Annotated in this window: 13 protein-coding genes; 1 reads left to right on the top strand and 12 read right to left on the bottom strand. The window is 74.0% G+C overall.

Features of this window, described 5'->3' with window-relative positions:
- Positions 1-19 precede the first annotated feature (19 nt).
- The 12 genes from GXW83_RS16845 to GXW83_RS16900 form a co-directional block, all read right to left on the bottom strand.
- Positions 20-457 carry a YbaB/EbfC family nucleoid-associated protein gene (locus GXW83_RS16845; RefSeq protein WP_182443879.1) on the bottom strand — a complete coding sequence of 146 codons (438 nt, stop codon included), beginning with the start codon at positions 455-457 and terminating at the stop codon, positions 20-22.
- Positions 458-511: 54 nt separating this feature from the next.
- Positions 512-3,424, bottom strand: coding sequence for a WXG100 family type VII secretion target (locus GXW83_RS35065; RefSeq protein WP_182443880.1), 2,913 nt, complete (start codon positions 3,422-3,424; stop codon positions 512-514).
- A 144-nt stretch (positions 3,425-3,568) separates the two neighbouring features.
- Complete coding sequence (locus GXW83_RS16855; RefSeq protein ID WP_182443881.1) at positions 3,569-4,114, bottom strand: hypothetical protein; 546 nt, start codon at positions 4,112-4,114, stop codon at positions 3,569-3,571.
- A gap of 6 nt (positions 4,115-4,120) precedes the next feature.
- The gene (locus GXW83_RS16860; RefSeq protein WP_182443882.1) at positions 4,121-4,408 is read right to left on the bottom strand and encodes a WXG100 family type VII secretion target; all 288 of its coding nucleotides are present in this window, start codon (positions 4,406-4,408) and stop codon (positions 4,121-4,123) included.
- Positions 4,409-4,455: 47 nt separating this feature from the next.
- Positions 4,456-4,797, bottom strand: a complete 342-nt coding sequence (locus tag GXW83_RS16865) for a WXG100 family type VII secretion target (RefSeq protein ID WP_182443883.1) — start codon at positions 4,795-4,797, stop codon at positions 4,456-4,458.
- A 109-nt stretch (positions 4,798-4,906) separates the two neighbouring features.
- Positions 4,907-8,272, bottom strand: a complete 3,366-nt coding sequence (locus tag GXW83_RS16870; RefSeq protein ID WP_182443884.1) for a right-handed parallel beta-helix repeat-containing protein — start codon at positions 8,270-8,272, stop codon at positions 4,907-4,909.
- Entirely contained in the window at positions 8,269-11,271 is a 3,003-nt protein-coding gene (locus tag GXW83_RS16875) for a hypothetical protein (RefSeq protein WP_182443885.1), read from the bottom strand. Before GXW83_RS16875 ends, GXW83_RS16870 begins: the two co-directional genes overlap by 4 nt.
- 6 nt (positions 11,272-11,277) lie before the next feature.
- Entirely contained in the window at positions 11,278-12,618 is a 1,341-nt protein-coding gene (eccB, locus tag GXW83_RS16880) for a type VII secretion protein EccB (RefSeq protein ID WP_182443886.1), read from the bottom strand.
- A gap of 13 nt (positions 12,619-12,631) precedes the next feature.
- Positions 12,632-14,032 carry a type VII secretion integral membrane protein EccD gene (gene eccD / locus GXW83_RS16885; RefSeq protein WP_182443887.1) on the bottom strand — a complete coding sequence of 467 codons (1,401 nt, stop codon included), beginning with the start codon at positions 14,030-14,032 and terminating at the stop codon, positions 12,632-12,634.
- Between the two features lie 59 nt (positions 14,033-14,091).
- Positions 14,092-18,072, bottom strand: coding sequence for a type VII secretion protein EccCa (eccCa, locus tag GXW83_RS16890; RefSeq protein WP_225447044.1), 3,981 nt, complete (start codon positions 18,070-18,072; stop codon positions 14,092-14,094).
- 348 nt (positions 18,073-18,420) lie between these two features.
- On the bottom strand, positions 18,421-19,107 hold the full coding sequence (locus GXW83_RS16895; protein ID WP_225447045.1) for a GNAT family N-acetyltransferase: 687 nt from the start codon (positions 19,105-19,107) through the stop codon (positions 18,421-18,423).
- A 61-nt stretch (positions 19,108-19,168) separates the two neighbouring features.
- A complete protein-coding gene (locus tag GXW83_RS16900; RefSeq protein ID WP_182443888.1) occupies positions 19,169-19,999 on the bottom strand; it encodes a methyltransferase domain-containing protein in 831 nt (276 codons plus the stop codon).
- Positions 20,000-20,223: 224 nt separating this feature from the next.
- Between GXW83_RS16900 and GXW83_RS16905 the strand changes: the two genes are divergently transcribed.
- Positions 20,224-21,744, top strand: a complete 1,521-nt coding sequence (locus GXW83_RS16905) for a peptide MFS transporter (RefSeq protein ID WP_182443889.1) — start codon at positions 20,224-20,226, stop codon at positions 21,742-21,744.
- Positions 21,745-21,792 lie beyond the last annotated feature (48 nt).

A 21,792-nucleotide genomic window follows, 5' to 3' on the forward strand; every position in this document is an offset into this window, starting at 1 on the left:
GTGCGGGTGGGAAACGGTTTCAGCGCGGGCCGCGCGGACCGTCCGGGCGTCCGTTGTCGATGTAGTCGCGGACCGCGTCGGGCATGCCCGGGTCGTCCGGCAGCAGCGCGGTGGGATCGGCCCGGCCCTGGAGCAGATCGCCCGCGCCCACGCCGGGCGGCAGCCCCAGCGACGTCAGCTCGGCCACCTGCTCCAGCGCCTTCTCGCGGGCCTGCGCCAGCGCCGCCATCATCGCCTCGGACAATTCCTTGGGGGCCATCCGGCGGTAGGCCCCGGTCGGGAACTCGACGGCGGTGACCTCGCCGTTGGCGCTCACGGTGACCTTGACGCTCTGCCGGGGCGCGGTGCCGACGCCGCTGACCTCGTTGATCCGGCGGCGGGTCTCGGCCGCCTCCTCGCGCTGCCTGCGGTACAGCGCGAGGAGGTCCTCGATGCCCTGGTCGTACGGTGTGCTCATGCATCCCTCCGGGATCGGGGCCGGTGCGGGGCCGCTGTGGTTCGGGCAGTCCGGTCAGAGGAACGCATCGGCATCCTCCGCCGCCCCTCCGCCGCCCCAGGTGTCGCCGTCCTGGACCAGCAGATCGGCGATGCTGCGGACCGGCGCGGGCTCCTCGGGCTCGTCCGGTTCCTGCAACTCCGGCTCCTCCGCGACGGCTTCGGCGGAGCAGGACGCGGACAGCGCCGAGGTGGCCGCCAGGGCGCGCTCGGTCAGGCCGCCGGGGGCGGGGGCGCGGTTGGGCTGCCAGGTCGCCCAGCCCGGGCCGTCCGGCTCACCCTCGGCGATCGGCGCCTCGGCCCCGGCCGGCTGCCCGGTCCAGGTACCGTCCTCGGCGCCGGAGTAGCCGGAGGAGAGCACATCGCGCTCCTCCTCGCCGCCGACCAGCCCCCACAGCAGCGGCACCAGCGCCTCCCCGGCCGTGTCCCAGGCGGCGCTCTCCTCGGCGCCCTCGCCCTCCGCCTGGCCCGCCAGCGCCCCCTGCTCGTCGGCGAGCGGCTCCCCCTCCTCCTCCAGCAGCGCGCTGCTCCCCGCGTTGGGGGCGGACGACGGCACCGCCTCGGCCGTGGCCTCGACCCCCTCGGGGAGATCGGTCCAGGCGGCGGCCTCCGCCCGGGCCAGGGCGGGCGGCTCCTCGTGCTGCGCGGCGGTCGCGGCTGCGGCCACGGCCCCGGCCGCCAGCAGGCCGAGCGAGGCAGCCCCGGCGACCGCACCGAGGGCCGAACCGACCTCGTCGGCGGTGCCCGGCTCCCCCTGCCAGGGATCGGTCTCGCCCTCCAGCAGGCCGGAGGCGTCACTGCGCTCGCCGTCGGAGCCGCCCTGGCCCGGTGCGCCGCCCGCGCCCGGCAGGTACGGCATGCCGTCACCGGCGGACGACCCACCCGACTCCGCGGCCGGGACGTCCGAGCCCGGGCCGTCGGCGTCCGCACCACCGGCGCCGAGGCCGTCCGCGCCCAGTCCGTCCGCGCCCGGGCTGCCTGCGCCCAGGTCGCCGAGGCCGCCCAGTCCGTCCAGGCCGCTGCCACCGGCGGTGGTGCCCAGCGGCGAACCCACCTCCTCGTCGAGGTCCGGCTCGCCCTCCCAGGGGGCGATGTCGCCGTCCAGCAGGCCGGAGGCGTCGCTGCGCTCGCCGCTCGGGTCGCCGCTCTGCCCCGGCGCGCCGCCCGCGCCGGGCATGTAGGGCATGCCGTCGCCCGCCGCGTCCGCGCCGGTGTCGCCCGCGCCCACCCCGCCGAGCGCGCCCAGGCCGTCCGCGCCCGGCAGCCCGGTGCCGAGCCCGTCCGCGCCCTGGCCGTCCTTGCCCAGTCCGTCCGCGCCCAGGTCGCCGAGGCCGTCCAGGCCGCTGCCGCCGGCGGCGGTGCCCAGCGGAGAGCCGATGTCGCCGTCACCGACGTCCGTGGACCCCTCCCAGGGCGCGACATCGCCGTCGAGCAGGCCGGAGGCGTCGCTGCGCTCGTCGCCGGCGCCCGGCTGACCGGCCGCGCCGCCCGCGCCGGGCATGTACGGCATGCCGTCACTGGCCGCGTCGCTGCTGGTGTCGCCGACGCCGGTGCCGCTCAGCGACCCGAGGCCGTCCGCGCCGGGCACGCCCGTGTCCAGCGGCACGCCGGTGCCCAGGCCGTCGGGCACGCCCGACTCGGTGGACAGGCCGCCCGGGAAGGCCGCAGGACTGCCCGCGCCGTCGGTGGACAGGTCGTCCGCCGTGCCCGGCAGGCCGCCCACGCCGCCGGTGCCGAGGCCGCCCGGAAAGGACTCCCCGGTGTCGTCGGCGAGCGGGTCGGTGACGTCGTCCTCGGTGCCCAGGGGCAGCGCGCCGACGCCGGTACCGACACCGGTCCCGCCGGGAAAGGAGGAGGGGCTGAGCGCGCCGAGCGGGTCGGTCGAGCCCAGCGGATCGGGATCGGCTCCCCCGACGCCGGTGCCGTCGGGGAAGGCGGACGGGTCGCCGACCCCGGTGCCGTCGCCGGGCAGCGCGGCCAGATCGCTGACGCCGGTGCCACCGGGGAAGGGGGACGGGTCGGCCGAGCCACCGGGGTTGAGCGCGGCGTCCAGCGAGGCCGGGTCCAGACCGCTGTCGGGCAGCCCGGCCGCGTCCGAGGTGGACAGGTCGCCCGGGAAGGGCGACGGATCGGCCTCGGCATCCCTCGGAAGGTCCGACGTCACCGGGCTCAACGGCATGTCGTCCGTCGGCCCCGTGCCCGTGTCGGGATCGTTGAGGCCCGGATCGTTGGGGTCGTTGGGGCTGTTGTCACCGGGAGAGTTGATCGGCTGGGGCGAGCGGACCGTGTCGATGGTGACCTGGTACTCGCCGGCCAGGCTCTTGAGCACGGCCCGCATGTCGCTGGTCATCATCTCGACCAGCTGCGGCTTCTGGCTGATCGGGATCAGCCCGTTGCTCATCGGCTGGACGCCCATCTCGATCGCCTGGTTGGCATACCAGTTGTCGATCTCCACGAGCTTGTTCTGGGCGGTCCGCAGGTTGACCGAGTTGTCGGCGAGCTGCTGCGGGACCGAGTCGGTGCCGGTGGCCCCGCCCGACAGCACGTTGGCGGTCGCGCTCACCTGCTTGGAGAACGTGGTCATCATGTCGATGAAGGAGTCCGCTGCGTCACCCGTCCACGGGCCGTGCGGACCGGCCAGCGCGTTGGCCTGGTCCTGAAGGCTCTGGGCGATCTGCGACAGGGTCAACTGCACGGTGTAGAAGGCGTCCGCGGCCGTCTGCAGCGTGCTCGGATCGGACACGGACAGCGCATGGGTGTCGTTGTCGGAGTTGTCCACCCCGGCGGACATGCCGTTGATGGCGGCCATGATCTGCTTCCAGTCCCAGGTGTTGTAGTCCGACACCGAGCCCGGATCGGACCCCGGGTCGCCGAAGACCGCGCCGTCGTCGCCCTGGTTGAAGCCGTTGTTGTTGTAGTCCGTACTCATGGCCCGCCTGTCTCCCCTGTCACCGGCCGCTGTCCGCCGTCGTAAGTCCTGCCGCTGTCAACGGTGTTGGAGCGACGGCCACCGGCCGCCCGGCACAGGACCGGAACGTCCGGTGACCGCCGGCTCGCCGAACGGCTGCGCCGCTCAGCTGCCGCTGGAGGTGCTGCTGCTCCCGGAGCCGCCGGCGTCGGTCATCATCTGGGTGAAGTCACCCTGCGACGACGACATGGCACTCTGGAAGTCGGTAGCCGTCATGGTGTTGGCGTCCTCGATGGTCGTGTACTGGGCGCTGAGTTGCCGCACCCCGTCCCGCAGGTCGGCCAGGCCCTGGCCCAGGTCGGCCAGGGTCTTGATGTACTGCTCCTTCAACCCCGCGTCCCCGTTGGGACCGTTGACCGAGGTCCGCATCTGGTTGGCGTGGTAGAAGGCGCCGGGCGCGATGCCGACGTTCCCGAGGGTGGTCGAGGCCGTCCGCGTGGGCGCGATCAGCAGGTCGATGTTGTTGGCGAAGACGTCCAGCGAGGCCGTGTCCACCGACGTGTCGTGGCCCTGCCCGGACGTGACCGGAACCGCGGGCACCGACCAGGAGTTGGTGTTGTTGGCGTGCCCGGAGCCGGCCGGCACGCTGGTGCCGCCGCCGTACTGCTGCGCCGTGTGCGCCGGCTGCTGGGAGCCCCTCGATCCCTGCATGGCCGATCAGCCCCAGAGCTGAACGCCTTGGCGTTCACCGTTGGAGTAGTACTCGTTGATGCTGCCCAGGAGCTGGGTGGCGGTGGCGGCCTTGCTGGTCATGTCGGCTGCGGCCGCGTCCCACTGGGCCTTGACCTGGGCGTAGGTCTGCTGGGCGTCGCTGGTCCACTCGGAGAGGTTGACCTTGGACTGGTTGTCCAGGTCGGTCAGGGTCTGGTTGATCTTCTGGGTGATGGAGTTCATCTCGCCGACGATGTAGTCGACCTGCTCCATCTGGACGGTGTACGTGGCCATCGGATGGCTCCTTGTGATGTGGATGCGGTACGGGTGGCGGGAGTTGGTCAGGAGGGGAAGCCGGGCAGGCCGGAGCCGCCCGAACCGATCGTCTGGGCGACCTGGTTGGCGACCTGCTGGGTGTTCTCGTGGGTGTTGGCGTAGACGTTGGTGTTGGCGGAGAGCTTTTCGAGCATGGTGCGCAGGGCCTGGTTGACGGCGTTGAAGTCCTCCAACCACTGCTGCATGGCCTGGGTGTAGACGGAGGCGGCGTCGCCGCTCCAGCTGGCCTGCAGGCCCTCGATCTGGCCGTCCATCTGGGCGTAGGAGCTGGTGGCCTCGTCCAGGGCGCTCTGGAAGGTGCTCTGGGCAGCCGTCATGCCCTGCAGTTCGACGGAGGTCAGTGCCATGTCGGGTCCTTTCGTTGGTGGCCGGTGCGGGACCGGCCGTGGGTGGCGACGGGGGGCGGACAGTCCGCCTCCCGAGCAGAGGTCGGGACGTGTGGGTCGCGGGCGGCGTTCACGACGGCACCAGCGGGGCCGTCTGCGCGCTGCGCGCGTGGTCCGGGGCCTGCTCCGCAGGCATCTCCCGGAGGGCGGGCGCCTCGGGCGGGCCCGGCAGGTCGTCGAGGGTGATGGTGCGCGAACGCGCTGACGCGGCCAGCTGCTCGGCCCACCGGTGCAGGTCGTACACGCCCCCGGGAGACGCGAGCTGGATGTGCCCGCCGACCAGTGCGCGCGCCGCCTCGTCCCCCAACCGGAAGCCGAGGGAGCGCAATTGACGGTCAATCAACTGAACCGCTTGGACTGCGGTGTAGGGAGCCAGCTCGGCGTACTCGGCGAACACCGCTGCCAGGTCGGTCCGTTCACGCATCAGGTCCATCAGCCGCGGGCCGCTGCCGGAGAGGACCAGGACCGCGCCGTGGGGGCGTCCGGCGAGCTTCACCAGGGCGTCCAGGACGGCGGTGCGCTGCGCGGGCCGACGCTGCTCGAAGGCGGCGTCCGACTCCAGCAGCAGGAGGCCGCCTTCGGCTTCGGTGAGGGCGGCGGCGAGGCGGAACAGGGGCTGCTCGGCCCAGCGGACCGGCACCGCGGACAGCGGCAGGTGGTGGACGGTCCCGGTGGCCAGCAGCCCCGACTCGGCCAGGCAGCGGCCGTAGGCCCGCGCCAGGGCTCGTCGACCACTGCCCCGCGGACCTTCCAGCACGACGTGGGCCAGCCCCTCGGTGGGCTGACCCGCCTCACGCAGCTTGGCCAGCGCCTCCAACCGCGCGCGCAGCGTCTCCCGGGCGGAGTCCAGCCCGGTCAGCGCGGCCAGCGCGCGCACCGGCGACGACGGCTTGGCCTGCTCGGGCGCGGGCGGGGCGGCGGACTCGGCAGGCGGCGTCGGCACGGGGGCCCCGGGGGCCGCAGTGGGCGTGGCGGCCACGGGCGCGGATGGCGTCCTGGCCGGTGGCGTGGCCGCAACCGCAGGTGCGGCGGCGGGCACGGGTGCGGTGATGACGTCGTCGCCGGTGAGGGTGCTGAGGTCGTTGTCGTGCTGGGGCGGGTGGGCGGCCAGGCGGGAAGCCTGACGGCTGATCATTTCCTCGAAGACCTGGCGCGCGACGCGGCCGTTGCCGAAGGTGGCGCCCTTGGGGACGTCGACGAAATAGCGGTTCAGCGCGTCCAGCGCGGAATCGGTGAGGTGGTAGTAGTGCTTGGCGCACAGGCCGCGGACGATGGTGACCAGTTCGTCGGGGCTGTAGTTGGGGAACGCGATGGTGCGGGCGAAGCGGGAGGCCATGCCGGGGTTGGAGGCGAGGAACTGGTCCATCTGGGCGGAGTAGCCCGCGACGATGACGACGATCTCGTCGCGGTGGTCCTCCATGAGTTTCATGAGGGATTCGACGGCTTCCTGACCGAAGTCGGGGCCGCTGCCCCGGGACTGGTTGGTCAGGGTGTACGCCTCGTCGATGAACAGGACGCCGCCGAGGGCCTTGTTGAAGACCTCGGTGGTCTTGATGGCGGTGCCGCCGATGATCTGGGCGACCAGATCGGCGCGGGCGACCTCGACGATGTGGCCCTTGCTGAGGATGCCGAGTTCCGCCAGGACGGCGCCGTAGAGGCGGGCGACGGTGGTCTTGCCGGTGCCGGGCGGCCCGGCGAAGACCAGGTGGCGGCTCATGGGGGGCATGGGCAGGCCCATCTCCTGCCGCCGCTGGGTGATCTTGTTGAGGTTGATCAGGCCGGTGACCTCGCGTTTGACGCTGTCCAGGCCCACCAGGGCGTCCAGATCGGCCAGCGGCCCGGTCCCGGGGTGCTGGGCGCCGTCGGCGAATCCGCCCTCCGACGCGTCCGGGGTGGGACGCACGGCGCTGGTGTCGCCGGCGTCGTCCGGGTCCTCGCTGGTGGCGCTGTCGCCGGTGTCGAGGCGGTGGAGGGTGAACGGGGTGCTGGGCCGCAGCCGGTTGAGCGGGACGCCGCCGTTGTGGTGGATCCGGCAGTCGGTGAGCGTGACCGGCTCGTCGGTGTTGCAGCGGATGCCGTCGCCGGTGTTGTCCTGGAGGGTGGTGGCGGTCAACTCCAGGCGGGTGGTGGGGTGCAGGTTGATGCCGTGGCGGTGGGCGGTGGTGATCCGGCAGCCGGTGGCGGTCAGCGCGGCACCGGTGGTCAGGTGCAGGGCATCGGCGTCGGAGCCGGTGAATTCGCTGTCGTGGGCGGTGAGTTGGCTGTCGGCAGTGAGGTGCGTGGCGCTGCCGTGGACGGTACTGGTGGTGAGCTGGGCCCGGGCGCTGTCGGTCAGGTTCAGCGCGGTGCCGCCGGTGGTGTTCAGGCGGGTGTCGGTGAGCTGGGCGGTGGCCTGGTCGAGCTGGATGCCGGTGGAGCCGGGCTGGGGCGTGAGTTCGGCGCGGGTCAGCGTGAGCCGGGCGGTGCCGGTGGCGTGGGCGCCGGTGGTGGAGGTGTGGTGGACGGTCAGGTCGTGGCAGTCGGCGTGGGTGTCGGCTTCGAGGTGCAGGCCGACCGGGGTGTCGTGGATGCGGCAGTTCTGCAGGCGGGCGCGGGCACCGGGCGCGAGGTGGACGCCGGTGGCGGCGGCCGTGATGGTGCAGGTGTCCAGGACGGGCGTGGCGCCGGAGCCGACGTGGACCGAGGTGGCGGCGGACCCGGACAGGGTGCAGTGGGCCAGCGTGGTGCTGCCGGTGCTGGTGAGGTAGGCGTCCAGGGTGGTGCTGTCGGTGATGGTGGTGTGGTGGAGTTCGGCCTGGGCGTGCTGTTCGACCGCGAGGGCCGGTTTGCCGCTGCCGGTGATGCGGGTGGTGTGGATCTCGGCGCGGGCGTTGCCGTTGACGCAGATGCCGTTGCCGCGCGGCTGGTGCAGCTGGCTGTCGCGGACGGTGAGGTGTCCGTGTTCGGCGACGACCAGGGCGGAGGAGCCGGCGTCGTGGATGCGGGTGTGTTCGATGGTGTTGGGGCCGGGGGAGGTGACCACGATGCCCGCGCCCTGGGTGTTGGTGACCTGGCAGTCGCGCAGCGCCAGGACGCCGCTGTGCCAGGACAGGACGGCGGCCCATGCCTGGCCGGTGATCTGGCAGCCGTCCAGGGCGGCCTGTCCACGGCGCACGTCCAGGACCGGGGCCTGCGGGTCGGCGCCGGACAGGTGCAGGTGGGAGAGCTGCACGGCTTCGGCGTCCAGGACCAGGGCGCTGCCGGTGGCGGCGTGGATGTGCACGGGGCCGGTGTCCTCGGCGGCCAGGGTGAGCGGACGGGTGATCACCAGGCTCTCCTGGTAGCGGCCGGGCGCCACGGTGATCAGGGAGCCTTCCTCGGCGTCGGCCAGGGCGGCCCCGATGGTGCGGTAGGCACCCGCACGGTCGGCTGCGACGGACAGCACACGACGACTCACGAACCCGACCCCCCGGACGACGAACCAGAACCAGAAACAGAAGCAGGAGTGGTGATCAGCCCCGGCGGGCCGGGCAGCGGGCCGCCGGTCGTGCTGCAGCCGCCGTCGGCGGACAGGAGGGCCAGCGAGCGCTCCAGGCTCTCCAGGGCGATCTCGTCCAGCGGAACCCGCTGCCCCTCGCCCCCGCCGGTGTCCTCGGCGGTCTCCTGCGGGGACAGCTCCCGCAGCAGCACGGTGGGACGGTCGCCGTCGTCGGTGCGCAGCACCTTGAAGGCGGTGCCGGGCAGGAACAGCACCCGGTCGGCCACGGCCGGTTCGGGGTCCAGCAGGTTGGTGCGGCGTGCGGTCAGCGACCAGATCAGGAAGTCGGTGCCCTGGTCCGGGCCGCGGTGCGGGTCGGTGCGCGCCGTGCAGAACGCCCACTCGGTGGCCACCCGGCCGGGGCGGTACCAGGCCAGCTCGGCCGCGCTGACCCGGGTCTGCAGCAGGGCCGTGCCACGGTAGGACGGCAGCCTGCCCAGCCCCGAGGCCACGCAGCGGGCCAACGGCACATGCGGTCCCACCGTGCCCGCGCGCACCGCCGCGTCCACCGCCGCAGTGTCCCCGGACAGGTACAGCCGCACGGCCACCAGGTCCGTCAGCGCCTCGCCCTCCGCACCCCGCGCGGCCCCGCGCAGCCCCGGCGCCTGCGACATCACCCGCGCCACCGACCCCGCCACCGCGTTGTACTGCGCGCTGAACGTCCGGCGCACCCACGCCCGCTCCTGCTCGATGCCCCGCTCCGGCACCGCCACACACGCCGCCCCGCGCGGCACCCCCTGCACCCGCACGCCGTTGCTCTGCCCACCCGGCGCGGGCGACGGGGCCGCCGGGAGTGCGGGGGCGTCCGGAGTGGCGGGGGTGATGTTGCCGTCGCCCCCTGGCCGGACGGCGGCGGGCGCGGGTGCTTCGGATTCCATCCGGATGTGCGGAATCGCCATCGGCGGCGTCCGTACCGGTTCGACCCGGGCCGTCGGCACCGGCATCGGGGCAGGCTCGGTCTGCGGCGCGGCGGGCTCCGCCGGGGGAGCCGGGGAGACCGGGGAGACCGGGGTGACCGCCGCGCTCGCGGGCGTCGGCTCGGGGACCACGCTGTGCGAACGCGTCGGCTTCGGCGCGGTGGTGGCGTCGGGTATCAGCGGCGCGGGGACGACGGGCGCCGGGGGAACCTGGACCCACGGCGGAACGGGCGGCGTGGAAGCAGCGGCGGCTGCCGTCGCGGTCCGGGGCTCGGGTGCGGCCGATCCGCTCCAGGCACCCTGGGCGGACTCCGTCTGCGGACGGGCAGCCATCGGCGGACCGGGCTGCGCCGAGGCGAAGACCGGTGCGACCGGCGGCGTGCTGGGCGTCGCGCCCGCCTCCGGAGCGGCCGCCACGGAGGCCGCCCGCACGGGGACGGTCGGCCGGGCTGCCGCCTGTCCGGCGGCGTCCGGCAGTTCGATGCCCGGTGCCGTCGTCGGCACCGAACTCGCCGCGCTCACCGGCGTGTTGACGGCCGTGGCGTGCTCCACCCCACCTATGGCTGCCGCTGGTAGCACAGGTGACGATACGTCATCTCGGTCTGTCTGAACCGCCGTCCACGGCGCCTCGCGCGCGGGGCGTCCCTGGGCTGCCCTGGCTGCGGTGACCACGCGCCACCGCTCGGCCGTGAGCGCCGCAGGCGGCAGCCGCCAGGCATCCTCGTCGGAGGTCGCCGTCGTCAGCCCCGGGTCGTCGGCGGGCGCGATGCGGAAGGCCTCGCGGCTCTCGGGGTCGAGGTGCCAGAGCATGTCCTGGGCCAGGGTGCGCATCCGCTCGGCGGTCTGCGGCGTGCTGCGGTCGTAGAGGATGACCGGCTGCCCCGGGCCGCCCTGGAGTCGGCGTACGTCGTCGCCGCTGGGCGGCTCCTCGGTGGGACGCAGCCACAGCCCGGCCTGCACGATCTCCAGCACCGCGTCGGCGGCGTACTGGTAGACGCCCGCGGTGATCTCGGGGACCTCGGTCACCGGCACGCGCAGGCCCACCAGCGCCGGGGGCGGTGCCTGGACGTCGCCGTCCCTGGGCGAGTAGACGAGTTCGGCGGCGAAGGGCACCCAGCCGGGGGAGCCGTCGGCGCGCAGGCCGCGCATCCGGGCCGGGCCGCCCGGCACGCCCTCGGTGGTGGGCATGCCCGCGTACAGCACCACCCGCTGCTTGAACGCGTCGGCGAGTTCCTGCCCCAGGGAGACGCTGCCTTCGGGCAGCGACACCGGTCCGTAGTGGACGAAGCGCACCCAGGAGCGTATGGAGTGCAGCACCGTGCCCCAGAAGCGGACGATGTCGGCCAGCGGCACGGCCGGGCCGCCGGGGCTGCCGAGGACCACGTTCATGATGTGCGGGTCGCTGGGCAGGTGGTCGACCAGCCTCCGCCACCCCGCCGACGGCGGGTTCGGCCGGGTGCTGCGCACCCACACGCCGCTGGGCACGGCCTCGACCACGCCGTAGGGGCTGGTCTCCCAGGGGCGGTCGAGGGTGGAGAACTCCCACAGCGGCTTGGGGAAGCGGTGCGAGTCGCGTTCCGCCGGGCGTCCGGGCCGCAGCCGCAGCCAGCCCGAGCCGTGGTCGGCCGGGATGAACAGACCGCCCCCGGCCGTGGGCAGGATCTCGCCGTCGGGGACGAGCACTGTCCGTCCGAGCCGCTCGGCGATGCGCTGCCCGGCGGTCCGGGCGTCGGCCGGGGTGGCGCGGCCGAAGACCAGCCGCAGGCTGGTGGCCGGGCGGCCTTCGAGCAGCCGGGCCACCCGCTCCCAGCCCTCCTCCAGGCCGCCGAACGGCAGGTCGACCACCACCAGGGTGTGCTGCGGGTCGGGCGCCAGGCCCGAGGCGAAGGCGATGGCCTGCGGGTCCGCGCCGCTCCTGGGGTGGATCAGCAGGGCGTGCCCGGCGGGCTGCATCCGCAGCGCGAGCCCTGCGGCCCGGTCCGTTTTGAGTCCGGTGCGCATCTCCGGTCACCCGCCCTTTACCGTGAGTCGGGCCGCGCTGGTGTCCAGCGTGGGGCCGTGCGGCAGTTCGGTCAGCAGGCTGCTGGGCAGTGGCAGCGCGGGGGCGTTGCCCAGTCCGAGAGTCTGCTGGGCCTGGCTGTCGCCGAGGGGGTAGGCGATGCCCTGGTCGGTGATCAGGTAGGTCTGCGGATCGGAGACCTGCTGGGCGAGCTGCTGCTGGTCGACGGCGAGCACGCCGCCGGTGGGCGGTACCAGCACCGCCCGGCCGCCGGTGGCCGCCGCGCCCCGCTCGATGACGACGCTGCTGCTGAGCGCGGCCCCGTCGGCCTGCTGCCGCAGGCACACCGCGCCGCCGCCGGTGGCGAGCGCGGGGGCGTCCAGGACGTCGGGCAGGCCGCCGCCGGGCGCGGGCTGCGAGGAGACCGGGGCGGCCGCCAGCGCCGTCGCGGCCACGGTGCGGACCGCAGCCGCCCCCGGGCGGGCGGCCAGCAGCGCCGCCTCGGTGGCACCGACCGGGGCGATGCCGTCGGCGGTCATCACGTAGTCGTGGTCGCTCCCGGCGCCTGCCGTGGCGAAGAGTTGGCCGACCGCTGTTGGTTGCCCGGCGACCGGGGCTGCGGCCCGGCCCGCGTCGGTGACGGGTGCTGCGGCCAGTGGGGTGCCGGCGGGAAGGGCGTCGAGCCAGCTCTGCGGGGCGGGCAGGGCCTGGTCGCCGTCCAGGCCCAGGGCGATCAGCGCGGACGCCGACGGCACCGGGTGGAGGACCCCGGCCCACAGCAGGTAGCGGCTGCCGTCCGGCCCGGTCAGCAGAGCCTGGTGTCCGGCCGGGAGCCCGGCGGTGCGGCCGCCCGGGGCGAAGTCGACCGCTTCGCCGCCGGGCAGGTCGCCGCGCAGGCAGCGCGTCCACGGCCCGGTGAGCAGGGCGGCGGGCGCGGGCAGTGCGTCGGGTGCGTCGGCGATACCGACCGGGCTGCCGTAGGGAGTGCTGCCGAGCGAGGAGGCGGGGACGTCCCGCACGGTGGCTGCGCCGCCCAGGATGAGCAGCGCGGACGAGTAGTTGAGGACGGGGCGCAGCTGGCCGCCGAGGTACAGGTAGCGGCTGCCGGTCTGCTGCTGCACCACGATCGACCCCGGGGTGCGCCAACTGCTGTTCGCCGGAGGGGAGATCAGGCCGTAGACGCCGAACCCGGCGCACAGCAGCACCACCACCCCGGCGCCCAGGAAGGTACCCAGGGCGGCCCGGCCGGTCGGGTTGTCACCGCGCCCGGGGTCACCGGTGAGCAGGGCGGTGGCCAGCCTGCCCATGGCGAAGCGGTAGGCGTGGAGGTGGTCGCGTCGTGTCTGCATCCCGGCCCCGCCCTCAACCGGCCAGCGAGCGGAGGTAGGCGTACGTGTGCAGGGCCTGGAGCAGCAGCGGGAGCAGCAGGACGGTGCTGGCGGTCTCCAGCAGGTCTCCGGCGTGGCCCCAGATGGGCAGCAGCCGTGCGGTGGGCAGCCGCCGGGCGGCCAGGAGCAGGGCGGCGGTGCTGAGCAGGAGCACGGCCAGGACGGCGGTGCGGTCGGCGGCGCCGCCGTGGGCCGCGCGGACGAGCAGCAGCAGGGCCAGGCCGGTCGCTCCGGCCAGGACGGTGGGGACGCGTTGCAGGGTGCGGGCGAGTCCGCGGGCGCGCAGCAGCACGGCTCCGGCCAGGACCAGCGGCAGGGCCCAGCTGATCCAGCCGTGGGTGCGGGCCAGGTACCAGAACGCGGCCGTGTACAGCAGGCCGGAGCCCAGGTTGAGGGTGTCCAGGCAGGCGTTGGCGAGGTTCACCCGCTGCTCGACCCGCTCCAGCGGTTCGGGTTCGATGTCCTGCTGCAGCTCCTCGGCGTTGTGCGGCAGTGCCGGAACCCGCAGCCGGGCGGTGCGCAGGGCCAGGCGGGGACCGAAGTGGCCGAGCACGAACAGGGCGACCGCGACGGTGGCGACGGCCTGCGCGGCGTCCCAGTGGGCCGCGCGGATCAGGGCGGTGCACGCTGCCGCCGAGACGGCGGTGAGCAGTGCCGTTCCGGGGATGGGCGCGGGCAGGGCGCGCAGTGCCAGCAGGGTTGCGGCGACGACGGTGACGTAGGCGGCTGCGGTCAGCACGCCGGGTGCGCCGGGTGCGTAGCCGCCGTGGGCCCCGGCGCGGAGGGCCAGCCCGGCGAGGGCGGCGAAGCCCAGCGCTCCCACTCCGGTGACGACGACGGCTCCCTGGTCCCTGCCGGTGGTGCGGGTCACCACCGCGCAGCCGGCTGCCAGCAGGACGGCGGCGGCGCCCGCGCAGGCGGCGGTGAGCGCGCCGGGCCCGGCGCCGAGGACGCCCGCGGCCAGGGCCAGCAGGGATCCTGCGGCCAGGGTCAGCGCCAGCTGCTGGGTGGTCTGCGGACGCCACCGGCCGGGGCCGTTGCTGACGACGTGGGCGACGCCGTCGGCGATGTCATCGAAGTGCAGGGCGGGGAGCGGGCTGTCGGCGGGGCGGAGGTGGAGGATGTCGCCGTGGTGCAGGTTGAGGGTTTCCGGGGTGCCGTCCGGGTCGAGCGGGTCCTCGCCGAGGCGCTGGAGTGTCCAGGGCGTCTCGGTGGCGGGGGTGCGGGTGTGGTGCAGGAGCGCCGGGATGAGCGTGGACAGCGCGGTGCTGCGGGGCAGGGCGAGGTCGGCGGTGCCCTGGGGGGTGGTGATGGTCAGGCAGCAGACGTCGGTGCCGGGCGGCGCGGAGCTGGGGGTGGGCGCGGCGGTGGGCATGGGGGCGGTCCTGACCTGGGCGGTGGTTGTCGCTGGGGGCGGCTGCGGGCTGCGGGTGGTCATGGCGTGGTGACCAGGCCGGTCTGCAGGAGGCGGACGGTCCGGCGGGTGACGTGCTGGGCGCGGCCGGGGGGCAGGGTTCGGGGCTTGGCCTCGCCGAGGAACTTGCCCTCCTCCTTGGGGTAGGAGAAGAGGAGGGCGGGGTTGCCGAGTTCCCACAGGCGGCGCAGCAGGGGGTCCATCATGGCGCGCATGGCGCCGGAGGTACTGCGGGCCAGGACGAGGTGCATGCCGATGTGGGCGCCCTGGGCGAGCAGCGGGATCAGCGGTGCGAGCGGCGAGGGCGCGCCGCCGGCGGCGGCGAAGAGGTCATAGTCGTCGACGACGATGAACAGCAGCGGCCCGGTCCACCAGTCGCGGCGGGTGAGCTGTTCCGGGGTGATGTCGGGGCCCGGCAGGCGCTTGGACATGGAAGTGGCGGCGTTGGCGGCGAGTTGGGCCAGGGCGTCGCGTTCGACGGCGTAGCCGACGCGGTAGTCCTGGGGCACCCCGGCGAGCAGGGTGCGTCCGGGGTCGGCGACGATGATGCGGGCCTGGTCCGGGGTGTAGCGGGTGGTGATGGCGTGGACGGCCAGCCGCAGCGTGTTGGTCTTGCCGGTCTCGCCGTCGCCCAGGACCATCAGGTGGGGGGTGGCGGCGAAGTCGTGCCAGGCGGGTTCCAGGCGTTGTTCGTCCCAGCCCAGGCAGATCCGCAGATCGCCTTCCGGGGGCGGGAGTTGGGTGTGCGGCAGGCGGGTCGGCAGCAGCCGTACGCCGGGGGCGGTGGGGCCGGTCCAGAAGGTGTCGATCTCGGCGACGGCGGCCTTGGTCGCCTGGGTGAGGTCCCCGGTGGTGGCGGCGCCGTCGAGGCGGGGCAGGGCGGACAGGAAGTGGTGGCCGGCGCTGGTCAGGCCGCGCCCGGCCAGGTGGGGGACGGCGGCGGCGGTGCGCGAGCCGACCTCGGACTCCATCGGGTCGCCCAGGCGCAGTTCGAGTTTGGTGCCCAGCATGTCCCGCAGCCGGGGGCGGATCTCGGACCAGCGCACCGCGGAGGCCACCAGGTGGATGCCGAACGACAGGCCGCGGGCGGCCAGTTCCATCACCCGCGGTTCCAGGTCCTCGTAGTCCTGGCGCAGCGTGAACCAGCCGTCCACGACCAGGAACACGTCCCCGTACGGGTCCTTGACGGTGCCGTTGGCGCGCAGGGCGCGGTAGGCGCTCATGGACTCCAGGCCGCGGTCGGTGAACTCCTGTTCGCGGCGTTCCAGCAGCAGGGTCAGTTCGGCGATGGTGCGCAGCACCCGGTCGCGGTCCAGCCGGGTGGCGACCGAGCCGACGTGGGGCAGGCCGGAGGTGGAGACCAGGCCGCCGCCGCCGAAGTCCAGGCAGTAGAACTGCACTTCCATCGGGGTGTGGGTGAGGGCGAGGGAGAGGATCAGGGTGCGCAGCAGTGTGGACTTGCCGGTCTGCGGCGCACCGACCAGGCCCAGGTGTCCCTGGGCCGAGGACAGGTCCGCCACCAGCAGTTCGCGCAGCTGCTCGAACGGCCGGTCCACCAGGCCCAGCGGCACCCGCAGCAGCCCCAGTGCGCGGTCCGCGGCCATCCCGCGCACGGGATCGGGGACGATCCCCGGCAGCAGGTCGTCCAGGCTGGCCGGGGAGGTCAGCGGCGGCAGCCACACCTGCCGCGCCGGCGGCCCGGCCCCTTCCAGCCGCCCCACCAGCACCTCCAGCAGGCTCTCCTCCTCCGAACTGCCGCCGGCGGCCTCGTCGTCGGCCGTGGCGGTCGCGGCCAGCAGGGCGGCCTGGGTGGTGAGGCGTTCGGCGCGTTCGGAGAGCAGCTCGCCCTGGCGTTCCAGGGTGAACGGGGCGACCTGGTCGGGGACGACGGTCGTGTCGGGGCCGGGTTCGAAGGCCTGGGTGGGTTCGGGAGCGGGGCCGGAGACGTAGGCGGCCTTGAACCGGACCAGGTTGGTCGTGTCGATCTTCAGGAAGCCGTTGCCCGGCGCCGAGGGCAGCTCGTACGCGCTGGAGACGCCGATCACGCTGCGGGACTCCATCGAGGAGAAGGTGCGCAGTGCCAGCCGGTAGGACAGGTGGCCCTCGACCTTGTGGATCCGGCTCTCGTCCAACCGCTGTGAGGCCAGCAGCAGATGGACTCCCAGGCTTCGGCCGAGCCGTCCGATCGACACGAACAGGTCCACGAACTCCGGCTTGCTGGCCAGCAGTTCGGAGAACTCATCGACGATGATCAGCAGCGAGGGCAGCGGCGTCAGGTCCGCCCCGGCGCCCCGGGCCTTCTCGTACTCGAAGAGAGAGGAGAACCCCGATTCGCGCAGCAGTTCCTGACGGCGGATCATCTCCCCGTTGATGGAGTCCCGCATCCGGTCCACCAGATGGATCTCGTCCGCCAGGTTGGTGATCACCGCGGAGGTGTGCGGCAGCCGGTCCATGTTCAGGAACGTCGCCCCGCCCTTGAAGTCCACCAGGACCAGGTTCAGCACCTCCGAGGAGTGCGTCACCGCCAACCCCATCACCAGCGTGCGCAGCAGTTCGCTCTTGCCCGAACCCGTCGCGCCGATCAGCAGCCCGTGCGGGCCCATCCCGCCCTGCGCGGACTCCTTCAGATCCAGCTCCACCACCTCCCCGTCCTCGGTCACCCCCAACGGCACCCGCAGTCGTGCCGCCTGCGCCACCCGCCCGCGCCACCGTCCCGCCACGTCGAAGCCGCGCGGATCCCGCACCCCCAGCAGCGTGCACAGGTCCAGATCCGACTCCAGCGCCCGATCCGCCAGGTCCACGCTGCCGCTGGTGCGCATCGGCGCCAGCGCCCGCGCCACCGCCAGCGCCGCCACCCCGGTCAACCCGTCCGCCTCGGCGGAGACCGTCTCCTCGCCGGAGGGGAACTCCACCCGGCCCGCCCGCACCGTCAACCGCAGCACCCTGGGGCCGCCGGTCATCGCACCGGTCGCGTCCAGCAGCACCACATTGCGCAGCCCGCCGCTCAGCAGGCGTGAGCCCGGCTCGATCCGCACCCCCTGCGCCAGCACCACCACCAACGGTTCCGCCACACTGGGGGAGGCGGTCGGATCATGGTCGGGACGGTCGCGGACGTCCGTGCCCAGCACCTCCCACAGGCCCTCCACGTCACCCGCGGCCAACCGCACCGCACCCGCGGCGTCCTGCTCGCCCGGGTGGGCGTTGTGCGGCAGCCACTTCACCCAGTCCCACTCCGCCAGCCCGGTGGCATCGCCGACCACGGCCACCCGCAGCTCGTCCGGCGAGTGGAACACGGCCAACTGGCACACCACCGCACGCAGCAACTCCAACGCCGCCGCGCCCTCACCCGCCACCTCCACACTCGTGAACCGCCGCAGCGACACCGACACCGGCAGCGCCGGCACGCTCCCGTGCGCCCGGGTGAACCGCCGCAACGACACCGCCGACAACGGTTCCAGATCCTCCACCGGACGCGTCTGCGGCGGGATGAACTCCAGCACCGCTCGCCGCAGCCCCACGCCGATCCGCACCCGGCCGAAGTCCGCGTGACCCGCACGCCGCTCCCACAGCCGCGAGCCGCCCACCAGCCCCCACAGCCGGCCCGGCTCCGGACCGTCCCACACCAGCGCCGCCCGCTGGCCCGCCGCCGCTGCCCGCGCCTGCCGGCGCCGCTGCGCCAGATACCGCAGGTAGTCCCGGCGCTCGGCCCGCATCCGGCGCCGCCGCTCGCCCCCCGACCGCCCCAACTGCGACAACGTCATACTGACCATTGCCACGCCCATCATCCCCGACATCATGTACGTCGTGGGCCCCGCACTGCGCATCGAGAACATCAGCACCATGGCGCCCGTGCCCAGCCCCATCGGCAGGTACATCAGCGCCGAACCGAAGTCCGCCCCCGCGGGCTCGCCCAGCACCGGCGGCTCGGCCAACTCGACCTGGCCCTCCGGCATTGCCGGCCCCTCGGCGCGAGACGCGCGCTTGGCGAGTACCGTACTCACACCCGTCCGCCTTCATGCGAGGGCACGACGCCCTGATCCCGTTTCCGGCAAGCCCGTTACGTATGCTCCCGAACGACTTCATTGTGACCCGCACGTGTTCGGGCAGGCGAGCAGAAAATGGCCCTGAGCAGGTAATTTTGACGGATGGTCACTGTCCGGACATGGATGCGCCAGCGCTGCGTAACCCGGTGAACCGGCCTCGCGGGCGCAGCGGAGCGCGATCCGGCCGGGCCGGGAACGGCAGGGAGCCGCCTGCCGGGGCGCGCCCCGGAAACGGGACAGCTCCGGCAGGCGGCTCCACGCGTACCGACCGGTCCAGCGGTCGGCGCTTCCGCCGGGTCGGCGGGGTCAGCCGGTCGCGGACGGCTCCTGGAGGTACGCACTGGTCATGGTCGAGCGGGTGGTCCAGCCGAGGGACGAGTAGAGCGCCCGCCCGTCGGGGCTGGCCACCAGGACGCCGGTCTGTGCGCCCGCCCGGAGCGCCGCGTCCTGGAGGGTGCGCACCACCAGGCTGCCGAGCCCACGGCGCTGGTGCCCGGGGGCGGTCGAGATCTGGTCGGCGACGGCCGTGGCCCCGGTGGGGGCGATCTGGCCGCGCGCGGCGAAGTGCCCGTCGGCGGTGCGCACCAGCACCCGGGTCACCCCGCCCCTGGTCCAACTGGTGCAGGTGTAGCCGGCCGGGGGCTGCGGGTGGCTCGCGGTGAGCGGGACCGTCATCAGGTAGCCCGGATCGGTGACCTGCCAGCCGGGCCCGAGCCAGTGGCGTACGGTCTCCACCTCGGCGAACAGCTTGAGCCAGGTGCCGGGCGCGCTGGTGGACGCGACCAGCTTGCGCACCTCGGTCTCGGTCGGCTCGGGCAGGACATGGCGGCTGACATGCTGCTCCTGCCCGACGTCGATGGTCCACCCCCACGGTTGGTCGCCGGGGTCCGAGGCTCCCCGCGAGACCGTCCAGCCGTCGATCCACATGCGTACCAGGTCGCCGATCGCGGCGTTCTGCATGGTCCACCCCCACTTGGTCGCAGATGCACTCATCACCACCACGTAAGAGTCGAAGTGGTAGTGCATACCTTACCGATGAGGGAGGGCGACCACCTCACCCGTCCAGCGGGCGGCGCCCCCAGGCGGAGATCATCGGGGCGGTGGCCAGGTCCAGGCGTCCGGTGGCGACGTTCGCCAGGTGCCGGTCGACCTCCTCGTCGGTGGCCAGCCCGGCGGCGACCAGGCGGCCACGGATCTGCCGGACGGTGGCGGCCTCCAGGGCCGTGCAGGCGGGGGAGGCGATCGGGAAGTAGGCGTCGGCCCGGACGTCCTCCAGACCGGCCTCGCGCAGCAGCCGGGGCAGGGTGCGCCCGTACCCGAGGTCCGCGCCCCGGCCCGCCATGAGCGTCCGGAAGCCGGAGCGCAGCCGGTTGGCGAGCTGCTGCTCGGGCCCGTACTCGTCCGGGCACAGCAGCGGCTGCAGCACGGGGTCCGCGTCCTCCAGCAGCAGTCGGCCGCCGGGGCGCAGCGCCCGGACCATCCGGCGCAGCGCCTCGGCCCGGTCGGGGACGTGCACCAGCACCAGCCGGGCGTGGACGAGGTCGAAGCCGCCGGGCGGGGGCGGGTCGGCCGCCACGTCGTGCCGCAGCACCTCGATCACGCCGCCGGGCCGGTCGTCGGAGGCGGATGCGGCCCCGGTCCAGGAGGGGTCGATGTCGGTGGCGACCACCGCGCCCGAGGGGCCCACCCGCCGGGCCAGGCCCTCGGGCACGCTGCGGCCTCCGGCGCCCACCTCCCAGCAGCGCATGCCCTCGCCGATGCCGAGCGCGTCGACGTGCCGGAAGGTCACCGGATCGAACAGTTCGGCCAGCGCGGCGAAGCGGATACCGGCCTGTTCCTGCTGGTTGTCGAGCAGGTAGCCCTGCTCGGCTGCGTGGTCTGCCATGGGCCGAGCATGCCAGACCCCGCGCGGGCGGCCTCGGGCGGCTGCGGCGGTGGGGCCGAGCGGTGGGGCCGAGAGGAGCAGCAATGCCCTCATCAGCGTGACGATGTCGATGAATCGCCGCTTACCGGGACAGAACGGCCGGGGTGCTGGGCTAGGGTTCCGGAATTCCGCGCCACGCCGCCGTGTGTTCCCGGGGAGGCGCCCGCCGAACTGCGAGGAAACGCATGCCGCCCACACAGACGCTGCCGGTCGATCCGGAGCTGACACCGCAGCTCCGGGCGGTGCACGGCCGCACCTTCTTCGGCCACCCCCGGGGGCTGGCCACCCTCTTCCTGACCGAGATGTGGGAGCGCTTCAGCTTCTACGGGATGCGCTCGCTGCTGGTGCTCTACCTGGTGGCGCCGGTCTCGGACGGCGGGCTGGGCTTCGGGACCGCGACCGCCGCCGCCGTGTACAGCGTCTACAACGCCATGGTCTACCTGCTGACCCTGCCCGGCGGCTGGGTCAGCGACCGGCTCTGGGGCGCGCACCGGACGGTTCTGGTCGGCGGCTGCACCATCATGGCCGGGCACTTCCTGCTGGCGGTCCCGGGCGAGGGGTGGTTCTTCGCCGGGCTGGGCCTGGTCGCGGTCGGTTCGGGGCTGCTGAAGGCCAACATCTCCACCATGGTCGGCCACCTCTACCCGGACCGGAACGACCCGCGCCGCGACGGCGGCTTCACCGTCTTCTACATGGGCATCAACCTGGGGGCCTTCGCCGCGCCGCTGGTCGTGGGCACGGTCGGGCAGCGGGTGGACTGGCGGCTTGGCTTCGCCCTCGCCGGTCTGGGCATGGCCCTGGGCCTGGTCCAGTACCTGCTCGGCGGACGCCGTCTGAGCAGGGCCAGCCGCGTAGTGGGCGCGCCGCTGCCGCCCGCCGAGCGCGCCGCCGTGCTGCGCCGGGCCGCCCGGTGGACGGCCCTGGCCGTCGCCTTCTACGCGGTGGTCGTCGGCAGCGGCCACTACACCATCGCCTGGGTGATCCGGCCGCTGACCGTGGTCGGCCTGGTCGTCCCGGCGCTGGTGCTGCTGCGGATGAAGCGGGACAAGGAGTTGGACGCGGAGGAGCGGCACAGGCTCTCCGGCTACGTGTACTTCTTCCTGGCCGCCGCCGTGTTCTGGATGATCTACGACCAGTCCGGCTCCACGCTGACCGTCTTCGCCACCGAGGACACCCGCACCCGGCTGTTCGGCCTCGGCTTCCCCTCCAGCTGGTTCCAGTCGCTGAACCCGCTGCTGGTGATGGCGCTGGCGCCGGTCGCCGCCTGGCTGTGGGTGCGGCTGGCGCGGCGCGGCCGCAATCCGGGCACGGCGGCCAAGTTCGGCTGCGGCCTGCTGCTGATCGGGCTCTCCTTCGGGGTGATGATGCTGGCCATGGCCGCCGCGTCCGGCGGCGCCCGGGTCTCGCCGCTCTGGCTGGCGGCGGTCTACCTGGTCCAGACGGTGGGGGAGCTGGCGCTGTCCCCGGTCGGACTGTCGGTCACGACCAAGCTGGCGCCGGTGAAGTACGCCGGCCAGATGATGGGCGTCTGGTTCCTGGCCAGCACCGTCGGCGACTCGCTGGCTGCGGTGCTGCAGCAGCTGGTGGGCAGCGCCTTCCTCAGCACGGTGTCCTTCGCGCTGCAAGGGGTGCTGGCGCTGCTGGTCGGCGCGGCCGTGCTGGTCAACCGGTGGCGGATCACCGGCCTGCTCGGCGGCGTCCGCTGAGCGGGCGTCCGCCGGGGGAGCACCGCTGCGCGGGGAGCGGCGGGAGGG

The sequence above is a fragment of the Streptacidiphilus sp. PB12-B1b genome (assembly GCF_014084125.1).
Lineage (GTDB): Bacteria > Actinomycetota > Actinomycetes > Streptomycetales > Streptomycetaceae > Streptacidiphilus.